Genomic DNA, 17186 nt, shown 5'->3' with positions numbered 1-17186 from the left:
CAGGATTTTATTCGGACGGCGACGTGGACCGACCATGACCGAGGCCGAGGGGATCGTCGGCGAGTTCAAGTCGCTCAAGCGATCGAGCGACGCGGACCTGCTGGCGATGCAGGTCGGCGATTTCTACGAGTTTTTCGACGAGGACGCCGAAATCGTCGGCGAGGAGCTGGATCTGAAGACCTCCAAGAAGTCCTCCGGGGGAACGAAGTATCCGATGGCGGGCGTGCCGGTCGCAGAGCTGACGCCGTATCTCAAGGCGCTGGTCGAGCGCGGCTACCGCGTCGCCGTCGCGAATCAGCGCGAAACCGACTCGGGCCACGTCCGCGAGATCGAGCGCGTCGCGACGCCCGGAACGTTGCTGGAAACCAGCGACGCCGACGCGCGCTACGTCGCCGCGGTCGTCGACGGCGCCGGGACGCGGTCCCGCGACGACGACGCCTACGGGCTGGCCTTCGCGGACGTGACGACCGGGCGATTCTACGTCACCGGCGTCGACGGCGACGACCCGCGGGGGTCGGCGCTGACCGAACTGTACCGGTTCGATCCGGTCGAGGTGCTACCGGGGCCGTCCGTGCGCGAGGACGACGAGCTGGTCGGGACGATCCGCGACCGGACCGGCGCGACGCCGACGCTGTTCGACGCCGACGCGTTCGCGCCGGGCGCAGCCGAGCGAGCGCTCCGCGAGCAGTTCGGCGCCGAGACCGTCGACAGCGTCGGCGTCGAGTCCGACGCCGCGATCCGGGCGGCCGGCGCCGTCGTCGCGTACGTCGAGGAGACCGGAACCGGCGTGCTGGCGTCGATGACGCGCCTGCAGCGCTACCGCGACGCCGATCACGTCGAGCTCGACGCGACGACCCAGCGCAATCTCGAACTGACCGAGACGATGCAGGGCGACCGCTCGGGGTCGCTGTACGACACGATCGACCACACCGTCACCAGCCCGGGCGGGCGCCTGCTCAAGGAGTGGCTCCAGCGCCCGCGCCGCTCGCGGGACGTGCTGGAGCGGCGCCAGACGAGCGTCGACGCCCTGACGGCGGCGGCGCTGGCTCGCGAGGAACTCCGCGAGACGCTGGGCGACGCCTACGACCTCGAACGGCTGGCGAGCAAGGCGACCCACGGCAGCGCCGACGCCCGAGACCTGCTCGCCGTGGCTGACACGCTCGGTCTGCTGCCCGAACTGGAAGCCGCGATCGACGCCGCGCCCAAACTGGACGACTCGCCGCTGGCCGAGATCGTCGACACGCCCGACCGCGAGGCCGCCGCCGACCTGCGTGAACGGCTCGACGCCGCGCTGGCCGAGGACCCGCCCTCGACCGTTCGCGAGGGCGGGATGCTCACGCGCGGGTTCGACGAGGAGCTCGACGAGATCATCGAGCGTCACGAGGAGCTAGAGGAGTGGTTCGACACGCTGGCCGAGCGCGAGCGCCGCCAGCACGGGCTGGCCCACGTCAGCGTCGGCCGAAACAAGACCGACGGCTACTACATCCAGGTCGGCAAGTCGGCCGCCGACGGCGCGCCGGACCACTACGAGAACGTCAAGACGCTCAAAAACTCCGAGCGGTTCGTCACCGACGAGTTAGAGGAGAAAGAGCGGGAGATCATGCGCTTAGAGGAGCGACGCGGCGACCTGGAGTACGAGCTGTTCTGCGAGCTGCGCGACGCCGTCGCCGCGACCGCAGAGACGCTTCAGGACGTCGGGCGGGCGATCGCGAAGGTCGACGCGCTGGCGAGCCTGGCGGTCCACGCCGTCGGCAACGACTGGACCCGCCCCGAACTCGCCGAGCCCGGCGCCGACGTCGAGATCGAGCAGGGGCGCCACCCGGTCGTCGAGCAGACGACCGACTTCGTGCCCAACGACGCGAGCCTGACCGACGATCGCCGGTTCCTGATCGTCACCGGCCCGAACATGGCCGGGAAGTCGACGTACATGCGCCAGACCGCGCTGATCGTGCTGCTGGCCCAGATCGGCAGCTTCGTCCCCGCCCGCTCGGCGTCGGTCGGGCTGGTCGACGGCATCTACACGCGCGTGGGCGCGCTCGACGAACTCGCGCAGGGCCGCTCGACGTTCATGGTCGAGATGCAGGAGCTCTCGAAGATCCTCCACTCGGCGACCGACGAGTCGCTCGTCATCCTCGACGAGGTGGGCCGCGGGACGGCGACGTACGACGGCATCTCGATCGCCTGGGCCGCCACCGAGTATCTCGTCAACGAGATCGGCGCCCGGACGCTCTTTGCGACCCACTACCACGAACTGACCGCGCTGGGCGATCACTTCGACACGGTCGCGAACGTCCACATCGCGGCCGACGAGACCGACGGCAACGTCACCTTCCTCCGAACTGTCCGCGACGGGCCGACCGACCGGTCCTACGGCATCCACGTCGCCGACCTCGCGGGCGTGCCCGACCCGGTCGTCGACCGCTCGCAGGACGTGCTCGGCCGGCTGCGCGACGACAAGGCCATCGACATCCGGGGCAGCGGCGGGAGCGGCGGCGAGACGAAGCAGGTCGTCTTCGACGTCCAGAGCGGACAGATGAAGACGGCAACCGCCGATGGCGGAGCGGCGTCGGCGTCCGGCGGCGAGGCCGACGGAGCGCCGGCCGAGGACGGGGGCGACGACGACGGAGTGCCGTCCGAGAGCGGCAGCGAAGACGCCGCCGATATCGACGAGAGCGCCGCCGCGGTGCTCGACGAACTGGCCGACGTGGACATCAACGACACGCCGCCGGTCGAGCTGATGGCGAAAGTCCAGGAGTGGCAGGCCGAACTCGACGAGGAGTGATCCTGCCGGGGCAGCCCGGACCACATCCGCTCCGAACCGCGCGTTTTAGTGGGACGACCGCCCACGGTGGAGCATGAATCGAGCGACGCCGCAGCGCAGACGCCGCAGTGGGGTGAGCGCGCCGTGACCGACGCGTCCGAGTCGGGCGGCGCGGACACCGATGGGACGGCGACAGAGATCCGAAAACTCGACGAGCGCACGGTCCAGCGTATCGCGGCCGGCGAGGTCGTCGAGCGGCCCGCCTCCGCGGTCAAAGAGCTGGTCGAGAACAGCCTCGACGCCGACGCCTCGCGCATCGAGGTCGCTGTCGAGCGCGGCGGCGTCGAGTCGATCCGCGTGCGCGATGACGGCGTCGGAATGAGCGAGGCCGACGTCCGCGCCGCGGTGCGGGAACATACGACGAGCAAGATCGAGGACGTCGACGACCTCGAATCCGGCGTCGCGACGCTCGGGTTCCGGGGCGAGGCGCTCCACACCATCGGCGCTGTCTCGCGAACAGAGATCACGACGAAGCCCCGCGACGGCGACGGCGCCGGAACCGAGTTGACCTACGTCGGCGGCGATGTCGAGTCAGTCGAACCGGCGGGCTGTCCCGACGGCACGACGGTCGAGGTCACGGAACTGTTCTTCAACACGCCCGCGCGCAAGAAGTACCTCAAGACCGAGGCCACCGAGTTCGCCCACGTCAACCGGGTCGTGACCCAGTACGCGCTGGCCAACCCCGAGGTCGCCGTCTCGCTGGAGCACGACGGGCGCGAGGTGTTCGCAACCACCGGGCAGGGCGATCTGCAGTCGACGCTGCTCTCGGTCTATGGGAAAGACGTCGCCGCGTCGATGATCGGCGTCGACGCCGCACCCGACGTGGGGAGCGAGTTCCCCGAGGGGCCGCTGGAGGGGATCTCGGGCTACGTCAGCCACCCCGAGACGACCCGATCGAGCAGGGAGTACGTTTCGACGTTCGTCAACGGTCGGTACGTCCGCTCGCCCGCGGTGCGCGAGGCGATCCTCGAAGCGTACGGCGGCCAGCTCGCCAGCGATCGGTACCCGTTTGTCGTGCTCTTTCTGGAGGTGCCCGCCGAAACGGTCGACGTGAACGTCCACCCCCGCAAGATGGAGATCCGATGGGGCGACGAGGCGGGCGTGCGCCGACAGGTCCGGGCCGCAGTCGAGGACGCGCTGCTCGACCACGGGCTCGTACGCTCGTCGGCGCCCCGCGGACGGTCTGCGCCCGAGGAGGCGTCGATCGCGCCGGACGCCGACGAGCACAGCTCGTCGAGCCCTGCCTCGACTTCGTCTCGGCAGGACGCCGAGGACGAGCCGGCCGACGATGACGACGGGCCGACCGCGGACGACGAGTTCGACAGCGTCGATAGCGAAGGAAGCGCCGCGACCGACGCTCCCGCGGCGCCGGAGACGAGCGACTCGCCGACGGCCGGCGGAGACGCCGCATCGGCGTCCGGCGCGAGCGAGGAGTCGGCCGGGGTCGATACGGAGCCCGCGAGCGCTGCCGATCAGAGCACCGAATCGGCGAGCGGCGAATCGGCGTCCAGCACGACGGACGAGTCGACGTCGAGTCCCGACGACGTCGCCGGCCGCGACGCCGACGCAGCGTCCACCGAGCGCAGCGAGCCCCTCGAATCAGCCACCGGAACGCCGGACGCCGACGACGCCGCCGCGGCCGACGGCGATGCCACCGCGACCGACGCCGACACGACGTGGACGGTGGACGACGAGAAGTTCACCGGCCCCCACGACCAGCGGACGCTTGGCGGCGACGTGGTCGACGACGAACGCCGGTTCGACAGCCTCCCCCGGCTCCGCGTCATGGGGCAGCTACAGGACACCTACGTCGTCGCCGAGACCGACGAGGGACTGGCGTTGATCGACCAGCACGCCGCCGACGAGCGGGTCAACTACGAGCGCCTGAAAGCCGAGTTCGAGGGCGACACCACGGCGCAGGCGCTGGCGAACCCCGTGGAACTGGAGCTCACGGCGGGTGAAGCCGCGCTGTTCGACGAGTACCGCGAGGCGCTCGCGAAGCTCGGCTTCTACGCCGAGCGCGACGGCCGGCGGGCCTCGGTCTCGACGGTGCCCGCGGTGCTCGACGAGACGCTGGCGCCCGAGCGCCTGCGAGACGTGCTGACATCCTTCATCGAAGGAGAGGCCGACGACGGCGGGGAAGCCGCCGTCGAGTCGCTGGCCGACGAGTTCATCGCCGATCTGGCCTGTTATCCCTCGATCACGGGCAACACGTCGCTGCGCGAGGGGTCGGTGGTAGAGCTGCTGGACGAACTCGACGACTGCGAGAACCCGTGGGCCTGCCCGCACGGCCGCCCGGTCGTCATCGAGATCGACGCCGAGGAGTTGGACGATCGGTTCGAGCGGGACTACCCCGGCCACGGCGGCCGGCGGGACTGACAGGTGACGAAGCGGCGGCAAGACGGCCGCGGCGCAGACGCCGCGCCGGAGGTCTCGAAACGATGGAACTTATATCGCGGCCGTCCGATTGCCGAACCATGATTCCGAGTAGTTCGCGATCGGACGCCCCGACGGCGTTCGACGGCCGGGAGGGGAACCGATGAGCGACGACCTCGTCACCTTCGGCGAGACGATGCTGCGCCTGTCGCCGCCGAAGGGCGAGCGCCTCGAAACCGCCACCGACCTGGAGTTCCGGGCGGCCGGCGCCGAGAGCAACGTCGCGACCGCGGCCCAGCGCCTGGGCGCGAAGTCGACGTGGCTCTCGAAGCTGCCGAACTCGCCGCTGGGTCGGAAAGTCGTCTCCGACCTGCGCAAGCACGGCGTCAACGTCGACGTCGCCTGGACGAACGAGGGCCGACAGGGCACCTACTATCTGGAGCACGGCGGCAAGCCCCGCGGGACGAACGTGATCTACGACCGGGACGACGCCGCAGTTCAGTCGGCCCGCGCCGAGGATCTCAACCTCCAGCGCATCCGCGACGCCGGCGCGTTCCACACCACCGGGATCACGCCGGCGCTGTCGAACCAGCTCGCCGAGACGACGGCGAAGCTGCTGAAAGTCGCCAAGGACGCCGGCACGACGACGTCGTTCGACGTCAACTACCGGTCGAAGCTGTGGTCCCCCGAGGAGGCAAAGCAGACGCTGCTGCGATTGTTCCCGGCGGTCGACGTGCTGGTGTTCGCCTACAAGGACGCCCAGCGCATCCTCAACTGGGACGGCGAAGCCCGCCAGTTAGCCCACCATCTCACGTCCGAGTTCGACTTGCAGACCGCCATCGTCACGCACGGCGAGCGCGGTTCGCTGGCCTGTCACGACAACAAGGTCCACGAGCAAGGGATCTACGAGGCCGACACGTTCGACGCCATCGGCACCGGCGACGCCTTCGTCGGCGCCTTCCTCGCGCGCCGCCTCGCCGGCGACGGCGTCCCGCGGGCGATGGACTACGCGGCGGCGACGGCGTCGCTCAAGCGCACGATCGCCGGCGACGTCGCGACGATCACCCGGAAGGAGGTCGAGTCGGTGATGGACGAGGAGTTCGACGACGTGTCGCGGTAGCGTCGGACGCCGGCCGGACGTGTATCACTTTCTTCCAGATTGGTTGTCGCGCGAGCGATCGCACCGCCGAATCACCCCCAGAACGGCGGGTGAGAGAGCGTCTACCACTGGGCAGATCCGATCGTCGATAACCAACCCTGTCCACGATTTTCGGCCGAACGTCTAGAGCGTCGTATACGAAGCCAGAAAATATATCCGGTACTCTCGGCCACCGTCCGGAGGCATGAAACGGATAGTCGCAGCTACGATGGCAGTGTTGCTGGTGACGGCCGCGGCCGTCCCCGCCGCGACGGCGACGACGGGGACGACGGCCGCGACCGACGCCTCGAACCAGAGCGCCGAGGCGTTCGCCGGCGCGCACGTGAGCTTCCAGACGGACGGGTCGGCGATCACGAACTACTCGGTCGACGGCGCCACGATCGCCGAGAACGTGACCGTCGAGTCCCGAAGCACGTACGTGAGTCGCCTCGGACTCGGCGCCGACGTGCGCCTCTCGGCCGTGACGAATCTGGTCGGGGCCTCGACGTCGCTGAGCGCCGAGACGGAGACGAGCGCGACCGTCGCGACCGGCGGCTCGGCCGAGCTACGGGCACACGACAGTGACCACGGCCAGCTCGTCGTGGACGCCGGCGGCGAGTCCCAGTACGTCCAGGCGAACCTCACCGAGGGCGCCGAGACCGAACAGCACGGCGAGTCGCGCCTGACGGTCGAAACCGCCGACGGCAGCGAGGCGACGTTCATCGTCGCCGGCGACGGCGAGGTGACCGCCAACGAGGACGGCGACGTCGCCGCCTCGCTGTCCGAGGACGCACAGCTCGTCGTGCGGAGCTACGACGAGTCCCGAGACGAGAACGACGAGCAGATCGAACAGTACGTCGCCAACGGCACAGCGACCGCCGAGGCGTACGTGACCGAGCGGAGCGGCGAGATCGTCAACTCGACGATCGCGTACGGTCAGGAGACGACCGTCGAGGCGAGCCAGACCGCCGAAAGCGAGGTGACGTTCACCGTCGATCGCACCGAGAGCGAGGGCAAGATCCTCGTGACGAGCGTCAGCGAGGCGGCCGTCGGTAGCGTCGAAGACCTGAACGTCACGGTCGACGGCGAGGCCGCCGCCGAGGTCGAGAGCTACTCCGAACTGGAGGGCGCGATCGGCGAGGAACCGCGCTACATGGTCGTCAGCGAGGGCAGCGCCGACGCCGACGCGACGGTACTCGTCGGGATCGACCACTTCTCGGAGCGCGAAGTGACGATGAGCGGCGACGACAGCGGATCGGACGACGGACTGCCCGGCTTCGGCGTCCTCGCGGGCCTGACCGCGCTGCTGGGCGCGGCCGGCATCGCGCGACGCCGATAGTCGAGCGGCCGATCGCGGGTTCGTTCTTTGCGCGGACGACGGTCATCGCATCGTCGCTCGCCGAGACGCACCGGACGCACGACCGCAGTAACTTCTAAACGGATCGCCCCGCACTGTCCGCCATGACACACGTCGCTATCGTCGGCGCGTACGGGAGCGCCGGCGTCGCCGCCGCGCGGCAACTGGCCGACCGCGAGGAGATCGAGCTGACGCTGATCGACGACGGCGAGCCGGGCGGCGGCCTCTGCATCCTGCGGGGCTGTATGCCCTCGAAAGAGGTGCTGTCGGCCGGACAGCACCGCTTTCAGGCTCGTCACGACGACCGAGTCCGGGGGACGCCCGAGGTCGACCTCGAACGGGTGATCGACACCAAGGACCGCCACGTCGAGAGCTTCGCCGAGCACCGCCGATCGTCGGTCCACGAGTTGGCCGAGCGCGAGAACGTGGAGTTCGTCCGCGACACCGCGCGATTCGTCGACGACCGGCGTCTCGCCGTCGGGGACCGGACTATCGAGGCGGACTACGTCGTGATCGCGACCGGTTCGACAGTAAACGTGCCCGACCTCCCGGGAATCGCCGACGTCGATCCGACGACCAGCGCGGAGGTGCTCGACGCCGATTCGCTCCCCAACTCCGGCGTCGTGATGGGGCTGGGCTACGTCGGGCTGGAGCTGGTGCCGTATCTCGCGGAGGCCGCCGGGATGGACCTGACCGTGATCGAGCACGACGCCCGCCCGCTCGACGAAGCCGACGGCGAGTTCGGCGAGCGAATCCTCGATCTCTACCGCGAGCAGTTCGGCATCGAGGTGCTGACCCATACTCACGAGCGGTCCGTCGAACCGACGGGCGACGGCGGCGTCCGCCTGCACGTCGAGCGCGATCCGCCGGAGGGCGAAGCGAGCGAGCGCGCCGTCGAGGCCGAGGAGCTGTTTCTGTTCACCGGGCGGCGGCCCGCGCTCGAAAAGTTGAACCTGGAGACCACCTCGCTCGACCCGGGCCCCGGATGGGTCGACGCCACCATGCAAGCCGAGAGCGACCCCCGGACGTTCGTCGTCGGCGACGCCAACGGTCGCGAGCCGATCCTCCACGTCGCCAAGGAGCAGGGGATCACGGCGGCCCGGAACGTGCTCGCGCTCGAACGCGGTGACGAACCCGAGCGCTACGAGAACGTCCACCACCACGTGATCTTCTCGGGACTCGGCGTCTACCCCTACGCCCGCGTGGGCCACTCGGAGGACTCGGCGCGGGCGGCCGACCTCGACTACGTCGCGGTTCACCGCGAGGCGAGCAGCGACGGCGTGTTCAAGACCAAGGCGGTCCCGGAAGGCACGGCGACGCTGATCGCGGACGCCGACGACGGGACGGTGCTTGGCTATCAAGGACTGCACTACCACGCCGACGTGATGGCCAAGACGATGCAACTCGCCGTGGAGATGGAACTCGACGTCCGCGAGATCCCCGACCGCGCGTACCACCCGACGACGCCGGAGATCGTCGACGGTCTGCTGCGGGAAGCCGCGGACGCCGTTGCGGGGCCCGACGAGAGTTGAGGCTCCCATCGCGGCGTCCGGACGCCGGAGCGACCGCGCTAGTGCGCACCCCGGGCACGACCGCAGGGGGCTTTTGATGCGTGCCCGCATATAAAGGAGCGCATGACTGATCGAGAGGTTCTGTCGGAGTGTCCGCCGAGCGCCAAACTCGTGTACAAGGTGCTGGAACACGACGGAGAACTGACCCAGCAGCAACTCGCCGAAGCGACGATGCTGTCGCCCCGGACAGTCAGACACGCGCTGTCGGATCTCGACGAGGAAGGGCTGATCGACCAGCGCGTCTATCTCGCCGACGCTCGCCAGAAGATCTACTCCCTGCAGAACGTCGACGCCGAGGCCGACGTGGACGCCGCCGCGGTCTGACGCAGTCCCGACCCACCGAATCGCCGTCACTCCGAACTGTTCTCCCGCGTCCTTCGCCCACATAGCGCACCAAAGCCTAAGCGCCCGCTCGCGGACTGCTACGTATGGGGAGCGGGGAGCGAAGCGAAGACGGGGAGCGAGACGCACTGCGGCGTCGCGACGCCCTGAGACTGGCGGCGACGAGCGGCGCCGGAGCGCTCCTCGCGGGCTGTTTCGGCGAGGACGGGGGGAACGACGGGGACGGTGGGGGCAGCGGCCCCGGTGGAAGCAGCGATCCGGCCGACGACGGTGGCCCCCGCGAACTCGTCGTCGGCACCGCGGCCGAGTTTCCGCCGTTCGAGCAGGTGGCGGCGGCCTCGCTCGTCGGCTTCGACGTCGACCTCGCGACGGCAGCGATCGACGCCGCAGAGGGATACGAACTCGCCGAGTGGCGCTACGATGGACTGTTCTCGTCGCTGCCGGGCGCGCTCGCGGAGGGCGGCGTCGACGTGCTGGCGGCCGCGCTGTCGATCACCGAGCCGCGTCAGGAGGATCTCGCGTTCACCGAACCGTACTTCGCGACGCGCCAGGCGGTGCTCGTCGCCGACGGCGACTCGACGCCCGCGGCGATCGAGGACCTGGCCGGCGCGACGCTCGGCGCACAGACCGCGACGACCGGCGAGGCGCTGATCGAGACGGAACTCGTCGAGCCGGGGCTGGTCGAGCCGAGCGAGTACGCATCGTGGGACACCTATCCGGGGGCCGTCGCCGCTCTGGAGCAAGGGACGGTCGACGCCGTCGTCGTGGACGCGCCCGCCGCGCGGTCGTTCGCGGCGGACGGTCGGTCCTCGGTCGCGTTCCTCGCCGAGACCGTCGAGCGCTACGGCATCGGCGTCCGCGGCGACGACGAGACGCTCCGGGACGCGCTCGACGAGGGGTTGCGAGCCGTCCGCGAGAGCGGCCGATACGACGAGATCGCCGCCGAGTGGCTGGCGGGTAGCGACGGCGCTATCGACGGCGACGAGTCCGGAGAGTCGAACGAGAGCGAGAACGGATCCGGCGACGCCTGACGGTCCGTCGGTGTCTGACAGTCCGTCGGCGTCTGACAGTCCGTCGGCGTCTGCACCGGGCCCGACTACAGTACGGCGACGACGCCCGCGGCGACGCCGGCGGCGAGCACGCACAGACAGAGCGTCCCGAGCGCGTAGAGAGCGGCGCGGAGCCGGTCGCCGTCCTCCCACAGCCCGACGGACTGAACCGAAAACGACGAGTACGTCGTGAACGACCCGCAGGCGCCCGTCCCGACGAGGAGCGCGACCTCGTTGCCGACGCTGGCGAAGACGACCAATCCGAGCACGAAGCTCCCGGCGACGTTCACCGCGAGCGTCGAGAACGGAAACCGATCGTGCGCGAGCAACTGGCCGACCGCGTAGCGCAACACCGCGCCGATCGCACCGCCCGTCCCGACGAGGTGGGCCGGTTCCATCAGTCGCCCACCTCCGGTGCGGGCAGTAGCGCAGTTGTCGCCCAGCGAGCGGCTTCGCGACCGGCGAGAACGGCGCCGAAGCCGAGCGCGTAACTGCCGGCGACGTAGCCGAGCGCGGTCAGCGGCGCGGTCGTGATCGCGTCGACGACGAACGTGCTGTAGGTCGTGAACGAGGCGACGAACCCGGTCGCCATGAGGGTCCGGCTGGTTCCGGAGATCGTCCCGGCGAACCGATTCTCGTAGACGAGAAAGCCGAGCGCGAAACAGCCGAGTACGTTGACCGTCGCTGTCGCTACCAGCGAGTTGGCAACGAACAGCTCGACGGCGTACCGGAGGTTCGAACCGGCGAACCCGCCGATCCCGACGACCAGAACCGCTTCCAGATGTTCGAGAGGGTGTGTCCGTGGCATGGCTGAGAGCAGGAGTCATCAGCCGTGACGGCGGTTGGGGCGGGCGGACTCCATCGCCCGAACGACCCCGCGAGGGACGTTGCTCTCGATTGTTTCCGGTAGCTACCTTAACATTGTGATCGCAGCGATCGCTCGATGACGGACGCTTGCAGCGTGCCGATCGGTAGCGGCGTCGCTCGTAGGCTAGTTACGCTAAAATGCTGAAAGTAGTAAGCGAACCCGCGTCAGACCGCCTTAGAGGCGCTCGACGTTGGTCGCCCGGGGGCCCTTGGGGGCCTGTTCGATGTCGAACTCGATCTCGGTGCCTTCCTCGAGGTCCGGGCCGCCAACGTCTTCCATGTGGAAGAACACGTCGTCGTCCGCGTCGTCCGTCGAGATGAAACCGTAACCGCCTGTGTCGTTGAAGAAGTCGACTTCGCCTTTCGCCATTGCAATCTACCGGAGGCACACCACAGGGATAAGGCCTTCGTAACAGATTTTGCCGGGAGACGCGCTGGCACGGTGCGCGAAGTTGCGTTCGGGCGGACGCCGTAACTCAGTCCGAGGGACTCCACCGCGCGTCCGCAAGCGTGCGCTGGACGACGTCCTGCCCGACGGCTTCGGCCAGCGTCTCGAAGGCCGCCCGCTCCGAGCGATCGTCGGCGCCGGCGACCAGCCGCGAGACTATGAACTCCGGCGTCGACCGGCCGACAGTGCCGAAGCGGGGCTGGTAGTCGACGAGTAGTTCGAGGTCGGGCGAGAGCCCCTCGGCGAAGATGCCGTCAACCCGAGCGGTCTCGGGCAGCGGTTCGAGGTCGTCGGCGAGGTGCGTGACAAAGGCCCCGAGCGCAGCGCGCTCGACGGTCAGCGTGACCAAGCCGTGGAGCAGGTCGGCGGCGCTGCCGGGTTCGGTGATCGCCTCGAACTCGTCGACGAGCATCAGGGTGCGCTCGCCCGCCGAAACGGGCGGAACGATCGAGCGCAGCGTCGATTCGAGGACGCCGGCGTTGAAACTGGCGTGGCGGCGGTGGAACACGACGGCGTCGAACACCGACACCTCGACGCGCTCAGCCGGGACGGGCAGCCCCATCTGGGCGAGCAGGACGATCTGGCACAGCGTCTCCAGGAGCGTCGTCTTCCCGCCGCTGTTCGCGCCGGTGACGACCGCGACCCGGTCGTCGTCGGGCGGCGTCGGATTCTCGCGCCCGCCCGGACCGGCGGTCGGGTCGATCTCGCCGAGGTCGTGCTCGCCGACCGCGTACGTGACGGGCTGGACGCGCTCCTCGTCGCCGGCGAGCAAGGAGAGATTGCGCGCCGCGACCGCCGCGACGACGTCCCGCTCGCCCTCGACGTACGTCGGCCGGGCGAGGTCGTGGGCGTCGGCGAAGCGGGCCAGCGAGAGGTAGAAGGCGACGTCGTCGACCGCGGCGACCGCGGCGTCGACGTCCTCGCGCGCCTCGGCGACCGTCCCCCGGAGGTCGCTGGCGACCAGCTCCTCGCGCGTCGAGACGGCCTTGCGCAGGTCGTTCGAGAGTTCGCGCAGCGTCGTCCCGGCGAAGTCGGTCGCGTCGACGGCGTCGCCCGGCATCGCGTCCCGGACGCGGTCGACGGTGACGCCGGCCTCCGAGCGGACGTGTTCGAGGAAGGCGTCGCGGAACCCGTCGCCGTCCCGGACGCCGCCCTCGCGGAGCTGCTCGATGACGTCCAGCGCGTTCGCCTCCAGCCGGTCGGCCGCGGCCAACGACTCGCGCAGCTCGTCAAGTTCCTCGTCGACGCCCTCGGCGACGCGACCGCCCTGCAATCCACCGAGCGCCTCGGCGGCCTCGGCCACGGCGTCCCGATCGAGGGCTGCCAGCGGGGCGAAGGGCGAGTCGGTATCGCGGTCCGCGGACTCCACGACGCCGGCGTCCAGCAGCGCGAGCGCGGCCTCGACGGCCGGGCGTTCGCCGGCGCCGGCCTCGTCGTAGCGCTCGAACGCGTCGAGCACCCGCTCGCGCTCGGCGTCGTCCAGCGCGGTCCAGACCGCGCGGACCGCCTCGACGTCGTCGAGGCGTTCGTTCATCGGATCGGTGTCGAGCAGCGGCGTCATCACGCGGATCCGGTCGGCAGCCTGCCGGGTGACCGCGTGGGCCTGGATCAGGTCCAGCAGCTCGCGGTAGACGTCGCGGGCGTCGCCGGTCGCGAGCACGTCCATCCCCTCGCCGCCGCTGGCCCGCCGCAGGATGCGCGTCGCGCGGCCCCGCGAGAGCCCGGCGTCGGTCAAGGCGCGGACGTCGCCGCCCTCGATCGCCGCCACCGCGTCCTCGACGCCGATCGACTCCGTCAGCCGCTCTCTGGTCTTCGGACCGACGCCCCAGTACTCCTCCAGTCGCATACCGTGTGAGTCCCACCCGCGGGCTATCAGTGCTGTGGTCCGGTCGCGTCGACGTCCTGCCGAGCCGCGATCGATCGGATCCGAGAGCGCGCCGGACCCCCGCGTTTACGGAGTCCGCTGTGGTACTCGGCCGCGATGGCGGAGGGGAGCGAGGCCGGAACGGACTTCACCGACTGGCTCACGCTGTACGGCAGCCGGTACGCCGTCGCGGCGCTGGTGCTGATCGTCGTCGCGGCCGTCGTCGCAACGCTCGTCGTCACGAGCGTCGTTCCGCCCGCGAACGCCGACGCGATGCTCTACCTGTTCAGCGCGTTCGTCGGCGGTAACTTCACCCTGATCACGGTCGTGCTCTCGATCAACCAGCTGGTGCTGTCCCAGCAGCTGCAGGCGCCGAACGAGATCCGCTCGGAGATCGAAGCGACGATCGAGTACCGGCGGAACGTCGAGGGCGTGACCGGGGTCGACGTCCTGCCGGTCGTGCCGAGAGCGTTCCTCCGCCGGCTCCTCGAGAGTACGCGCCAGCACGCCCAGGCCCTGGGCGGGCTGGTCGCGAGGACCGGGCGTCCCGACCTCGAACGCGACGTCGACGAGGTGGTCGAAGCGGTCACGGCGAGCGCGGATCGCGCCGACGTGTTGCTCACGGGCGACGGCGGTGACGAGGAGATCGAGAGCGACCGGCGCGGCGCCGACGATCCATCGGGAATGGGTATCTTCGCGGTGCTGGCGGTGCTGCTGAGCACGAACTACGCGGCCCAGCTCCGGGACGCCGCGCGCATCCGCGCCGACCACGGCGACGCGCTTCGGGAGGCCGAATCGGTCGCGCTCGACGAACTGACCGACGCGCTCCGGGGGCTCGACGTCGCGCGCCAGTACTTCCGGACGATCTACGTTCAGGAAGAGCTCGCCCGTCTCTCGCGACTGTTGCTGTACGTCGGCATCCCAGCGATCGTCGCGGCCGCACTGTTGCTGCCCGTCTACCGGACACCCGGGGTCCCGACCGTCCCGCGGTGGACGCTCGGCCCGCTGTTCACGCTCGGGGTCGTCGTCTCGCTCGCGCCGATCGCGGTGCTGTTCGCGTTCGTCCTCCGGCTCACGGTGGTCTCCCAGCGGACCGTCGCCGTGACGCCGTTCACGACGCCGCGCCAGGAACATCCCGGCGAGTCCGGCCAGGAGGGGTCCGACGGCGACGATCAGGACGCGGACGACGAGAGCGACGAAGGTGCCGAGAGTTCGCCTGGCGAGTCCGACTCCCCGGACCGACCCGAAGTGCCGGGCGAGGAGTGATCGCCGCAGCGGCGCGACGCCGCCCGATCTACGCCTCGGCGGCGTACGTGCGGTCGACGAACTCGACGATGTTGTCGGACTCGGCCATCGTGACGCCGCGGTCTTCGTCGATCAGCACCGGGACGCCCCGCTGGCCCGATACGCGCTTTACCTCGTTGCGATCGGAGTGCATCGCGTCGACCCAGATCGTCTCGTAATCGACGCCGACCTCGTCGAGTCGGTCGGCGACTTTCTCGCAGAACGGGCAGCCGTCGAGCTGGTACAGCGTGACGCTCATACGCCTCGGTTGGGGCCAGCGCCACTAATCCTTCACGGAGCGGGCAGGGTATCGAGCCGGCGCGTCGGCGTCGAGAGTGAGTGTGACGGCACCGTGGCTCAGTCGAGCGTGTAGTGCTGCACGCGATCCAGCGCGTACCGCGCCGACCCGGCCGCGAGCGCGAGCCAGGTCACCAGTACGACCGCGGCGACGGCCCGGACGGCCGGTCCGGACGCCACGCCCAGCGTGTCGGCGACCGATCCCGGCGCGCTCGCGGATGCGAGCAGCCAGCAGACCGGAACGAACGGGACGACGAGCAGCGAGTAGATCGCGAACGCGGATTTGCTGGGAACGGTCGCCTCGCGGTTGTTCGCCACCTGCACGGAGCCGAATCGCGGGAACGTGATGCCGATCCCCGTCGCGAGCAGCGTCGCGCCGACGACGCCGACGGCCGTGATCGCCGCGAGCGCGACGGTCTCGACGGGCGCGAGCGGACCGAGCGCGCCGACGATCGCCACGAGTCCGACCCCGGGGACGAGCGCGAGCAGCGTGCCCGCGGCTGCCGATCCCACCACGACGTGGCGTCCGCCGCCGGGCGCGCTCAGGACGGCGGGCATCGTCGCGCCCTGATCGCCGAGCACGTTCAGCGTGAACGCCGAGCCGGCGGCCCAGACGGCGAAGCCGGCCAGCAGCCAGGGAGTGTACGACGGGATCGCGCCGGTCCGGTACACGTCCTGTGCCAGCGGAAACGCGCCGAACAGCGGGTAGGCCAGATACAGCAGCCGAACCGGCGCCCGACGCGCTCGGAGGACGACCGTCCGGACGACGGACCGAGTCGGGCGGCCGACCCCGTCCGGCAGGAGGTCGGCGAGGCGCTCGCTCGTCGAGGCGCCCGCGCTGGTTTCGGCGTCGGCGTCGGACTCGTCGTCGCCCTCGATCACGCCGTCGGCGAGCCAGTGGGCTTCGGCGACCCGCGCGCTCGCGAGGACCAGCACCGGAACGACGCCGATCGTGATCGCGAGGGACGCGAGGACTCGCAGCGGAGCCCCCGCGAGCGTCGGGACGTCGAGGAGCAGCAGATCGGCGACCCAGCCCGGCGGCATCGCGGCCATGAACGGGAACACGGCCGAGAGGACCGCGCCGAACGCGTCCGTGATCAGCAGGCCGAAGTACACGACCGACGCGAGGATCGTGATCGCCGTCTTGTTGCGCGCGAGGGGTTCGACCGTCAGCAGGGCGTGGCGGACCGCGATACCGACGAGAAAGCCCAGCGGGACGGCCCAGGCGAGGACGATCGCCCCGACGACCGGGAGCGCGAGAACGGGGGCGACGGCGTGGGCGCCGGTGGCGAAGCCGCCGACCAGCACCGTCATCGGGATCGCGAGCCACCCTACCAGCACGATCGTCTCGGCCAGCAACAGCCCGACGACGGCGTCGAACGCCGAGACGGTCGTCAACAGGCCGGCCGGCGCGTCGGGGTCGCCGCGGTAGTTGACGGTTCGGATGGCGACGAACGCCGCGATCCCGAACCACGCCAGGGACACGAGGCTGCGGAGCTGTTCGACCGAGATGAATCCTGGGACGTCGGCGCCGGTTCTGAGATCCGTTCCCAGTCCGTGGAGAATGCTGACGAACAGCAACACCGGGAACGTCATCATGAGTCCGACGAACCCCAGCACTGCAAGCTGGGTCTTCCGCTCGCGCATCTTGCGCCAGCCCCGTCGGAGTTCAGTCCGTGCGATCAGCCGGTGGCGCCGGAACGCGATCCCGTCGATCACGGGGAACCACCGCCCGTGCGCCGAATATGTAATATCACGAACCTCTCTACGTC

At 70.0% G+C, this 17186-nt stretch carries 14 protein-coding genes and 1 riboswitch; of the genes, 8 read left to right on the top strand and 6 right to left on the bottom strand.

Going from position 1 to position 17186, the window contains the following annotated elements:
• The first annotated feature begins 34 nt into the window (after positions 1–34).
• From mutS to NO931_RS17400, 7 genes are all read left to right on the top strand, one after another.
• On the top strand, positions 35–2782 hold the full coding sequence (gene mutS, locus NO931_RS17430; RefSeq protein ID WP_256393637.1) for a DNA mismatch repair protein MutS: 2748 nt from the start codon (positions 35–37) through the stop codon (positions 2780–2782).
• Positions 2783–2905: 123 nt separating this feature from the next.
• Complete coding sequence (mutL, locus tag NO931_RS17425; protein ID WP_256393761.1) at positions 2906–5200, top strand: DNA mismatch repair endonuclease MutL; 2295 nt, start codon at positions 2906–2908, stop codon at positions 5198–5200.
• Positions 5201–5360: 160 nt separating this feature from the next.
• Positions 5361–6317, top strand: a complete 957-nt coding sequence (kdgK1, locus tag NO931_RS17420) for a bifunctional 2-dehydro-3-deoxygluconokinase/2-dehydro-3-deoxygalactonokinase (protein ID WP_256393636.1) — start codon at positions 5361–5363, stop codon at positions 6315–6317.
• A 223-nt stretch (positions 6318–6540) separates the two neighbouring features.
• Entirely contained in the window at positions 6541–7674 is a 1134-nt protein-coding gene (locus NO931_RS17415) for a PGF-CTERM sorting domain-containing protein (RefSeq protein ID WP_256393635.1), read from the top strand.
• Positions 7675–7796: 122 nt separating this feature from the next.
• Entirely contained in the window at positions 7797–9224 is a 1428-nt protein-coding gene (locus tag NO931_RS17410) for a dihydrolipoyl dehydrogenase family protein (RefSeq protein WP_256393634.1), read from the top strand.
• A gap of 102 nt (positions 9225–9326) precedes the next feature.
• Positions 9327–9587: a helix-turn-helix transcriptional regulator gene (locus NO931_RS17405; protein WP_256393633.1), complete on the top strand. Its 261-nt coding sequence runs from the start codon at positions 9327–9329 to the stop codon at positions 9585–9587.
• A gap of 104 nt (positions 9588–9691) precedes the next feature.
• A complete protein-coding gene (locus NO931_RS17400) occupies positions 9692–10636 on the top strand; it encodes a transporter substrate-binding domain-containing protein (RefSeq protein WP_256393632.1) in 945 nt (314 codons plus the stop codon).
• A 65-nt stretch (positions 10637–10701) separates the two neighbouring features.
• On the opposite strand, the gene crcB is transcribed toward NO931_RS17400, so the two are convergent.
• The 4 genes from crcB to NO931_RS17380 form a co-directional block, all read right to left on the bottom strand.
• On the bottom strand, positions 10702–11052 hold the full coding sequence (gene crcB, locus NO931_RS17395) for a fluoride efflux transporter CrcB (RefSeq protein ID WP_256393631.1): 351 nt from the start codon (positions 11050–11052) through the stop codon (positions 10702–10704).
• Positions 11052–11462: a fluoride efflux transporter FluC gene (locus NO931_RS17390; RefSeq protein ID WP_256393630.1), complete on the bottom strand. Its 411-nt coding sequence runs from the start codon at positions 11460–11462 to the stop codon at positions 11052–11054. The genes crcB and NO931_RS17390 overlap by 1 nt, the downstream gene beginning before the upstream one ends.
• 2 nt (positions 11463–11464) lie before the next feature.
• Positions 11465–11529, bottom strand: a riboswitch (Fluoride riboswitch).
• A 167-nt stretch (positions 11530–11696) separates the two neighbouring features.
• Positions 11697–11891 carry a cold-shock protein gene (locus NO931_RS17385; RefSeq protein ID WP_097008697.1) on the bottom strand — a complete coding sequence of 65 codons (195 nt, stop codon included), beginning with the start codon at positions 11889–11891 and terminating at the stop codon, positions 11697–11699.
• Between the two features lie 106 nt (positions 11892–11997).
• A complete protein-coding gene (locus tag NO931_RS17380) occupies positions 11998–13815 on the bottom strand; it encodes a MutS-related protein (protein ID WP_256393629.1) in 1818 nt (605 codons plus the stop codon).
• A 135-nt stretch (positions 13816–13950) separates the two neighbouring features.
• Between NO931_RS17380 and NO931_RS17375 the strand changes: the two genes are divergently transcribed.
• The gene (locus tag NO931_RS17375; protein ID WP_256393628.1) at positions 13951–15099 is read left to right on the top strand and encodes a DUF7972 family membrane protein; all 1149 of its coding nucleotides are present in this window, start codon (positions 13951–13953) and stop codon (positions 15097–15099) included.
• A 28-nt stretch (positions 15100–15127) separates the two neighbouring features.
• Here NO931_RS17375 and NO931_RS17370 read toward each other — a convergent pair whose 3' ends face one another.
• Both NO931_RS17370 and NO931_RS17365 read right to left on the bottom strand, forming a co-directional pair.
• Positions 15128–15376: a glutaredoxin family protein gene (locus NO931_RS17370; RefSeq protein WP_256393627.1), complete on the bottom strand. Its 249-nt coding sequence runs from the start codon at positions 15374–15376 to the stop codon at positions 15128–15130.
• Between the two features lie 98 nt (positions 15377–15474).
• The gene (locus tag NO931_RS17365) at positions 15475–17133 is read right to left on the bottom strand and encodes a hypothetical protein (RefSeq protein ID WP_256393626.1); all 1659 of its coding nucleotides are present in this window, start codon (positions 17131–17133) and stop codon (positions 15475–15477) included.
• Positions 17134–17186 lie beyond the last annotated feature (53 nt).

It is taken from the genome of Natronoarchaeum rubrum, from assembly GCF_024494695.1.
The sequence above is the reverse complement of the archived record's forward strand: the minus strand, read 5'-3'. Positions and strand labels throughout refer to the sequence as shown.

What these genes read in the sequence shown, in the direction of transcription:
- mutS (WP_256393637.1), top strand. Translation starts at nt 35, where the DNA reads ATGACCGAGGCCGAGGGGATCGTCGGCGAGTTCAAGTCGCTCAAGCGA.
- kdgK1 (WP_256393636.1), top strand. Translation starts at nt 5,361, where the DNA reads ATGAGCGACGACCTCGTCACCTTCGGCGAGACGATGCTGCGCCTGTCG.
- NO931_RS17415 (WP_256393635.1), top strand. Translation starts at nt 6,541, where the DNA reads ATGAAACGGATAGTCGCAGCTACGATGGCAGTGTTGCTGGTGACGGCC.
- NO931_RS17410 (WP_256393634.1), top strand. Translation starts at nt 7,797, where the DNA reads ATGACACACGTCGCTATCGTCGGCGCGTACGGGAGCGCCGGCGTCGCC.
- NO931_RS17405 (WP_256393633.1), top strand. Translation starts at nt 9,327, where the DNA reads ATGACTGATCGAGAGGTTCTGTCGGAGTGTCCGCCGAGCGCCAAACTC.
- NO931_RS17400 (WP_256393632.1), top strand. Translation starts at nt 9,692, where the DNA reads ATGGGGAGCGGGGAGCGAAGCGAAGACGGGGAGCGAGACGCACTGCGG.
- crcB (WP_256393631.1), bottom strand. Translation starts at nt 11,052, where the DNA reads ATGGAACCGGCCCACCTCGTCGGGACGGGCGGTGCGATCGGCGCGGTG.
- NO931_RS17390 (WP_256393630.1), bottom strand. Translation starts at nt 11,462, where the DNA reads ATGCCACGGACACACCCTCTCGAACATCTGGAAGCGGTTCTGGTCGTC.
- NO931_RS17385 (WP_097008697.1), bottom strand. Translation starts at nt 11,891, where the DNA reads ATGGCGAAAGGCGAAGTCGACTTCTTCAACGACACAGGCGGTTACGGT.
- NO931_RS17380 (WP_256393629.1), bottom strand. Translation starts at nt 13,815, where the DNA reads ATGCGACTGGAGGAGTACTGGGGCGTCGGTCCGAAGACCAGAGAGCGG.
- NO931_RS17375 (WP_256393628.1), top strand. Translation starts at nt 13,951, where the DNA reads ATGGCGGAGGGGAGCGAGGCCGGAACGGACTTCACCGACTGGCTCACG.
- NO931_RS17370 (WP_256393627.1), bottom strand. Translation starts at nt 15,376, where the DNA reads ATGAGCGTCACGCTGTACCAGCTCGACGGCTGCCCGTTCTGCGAGAAA.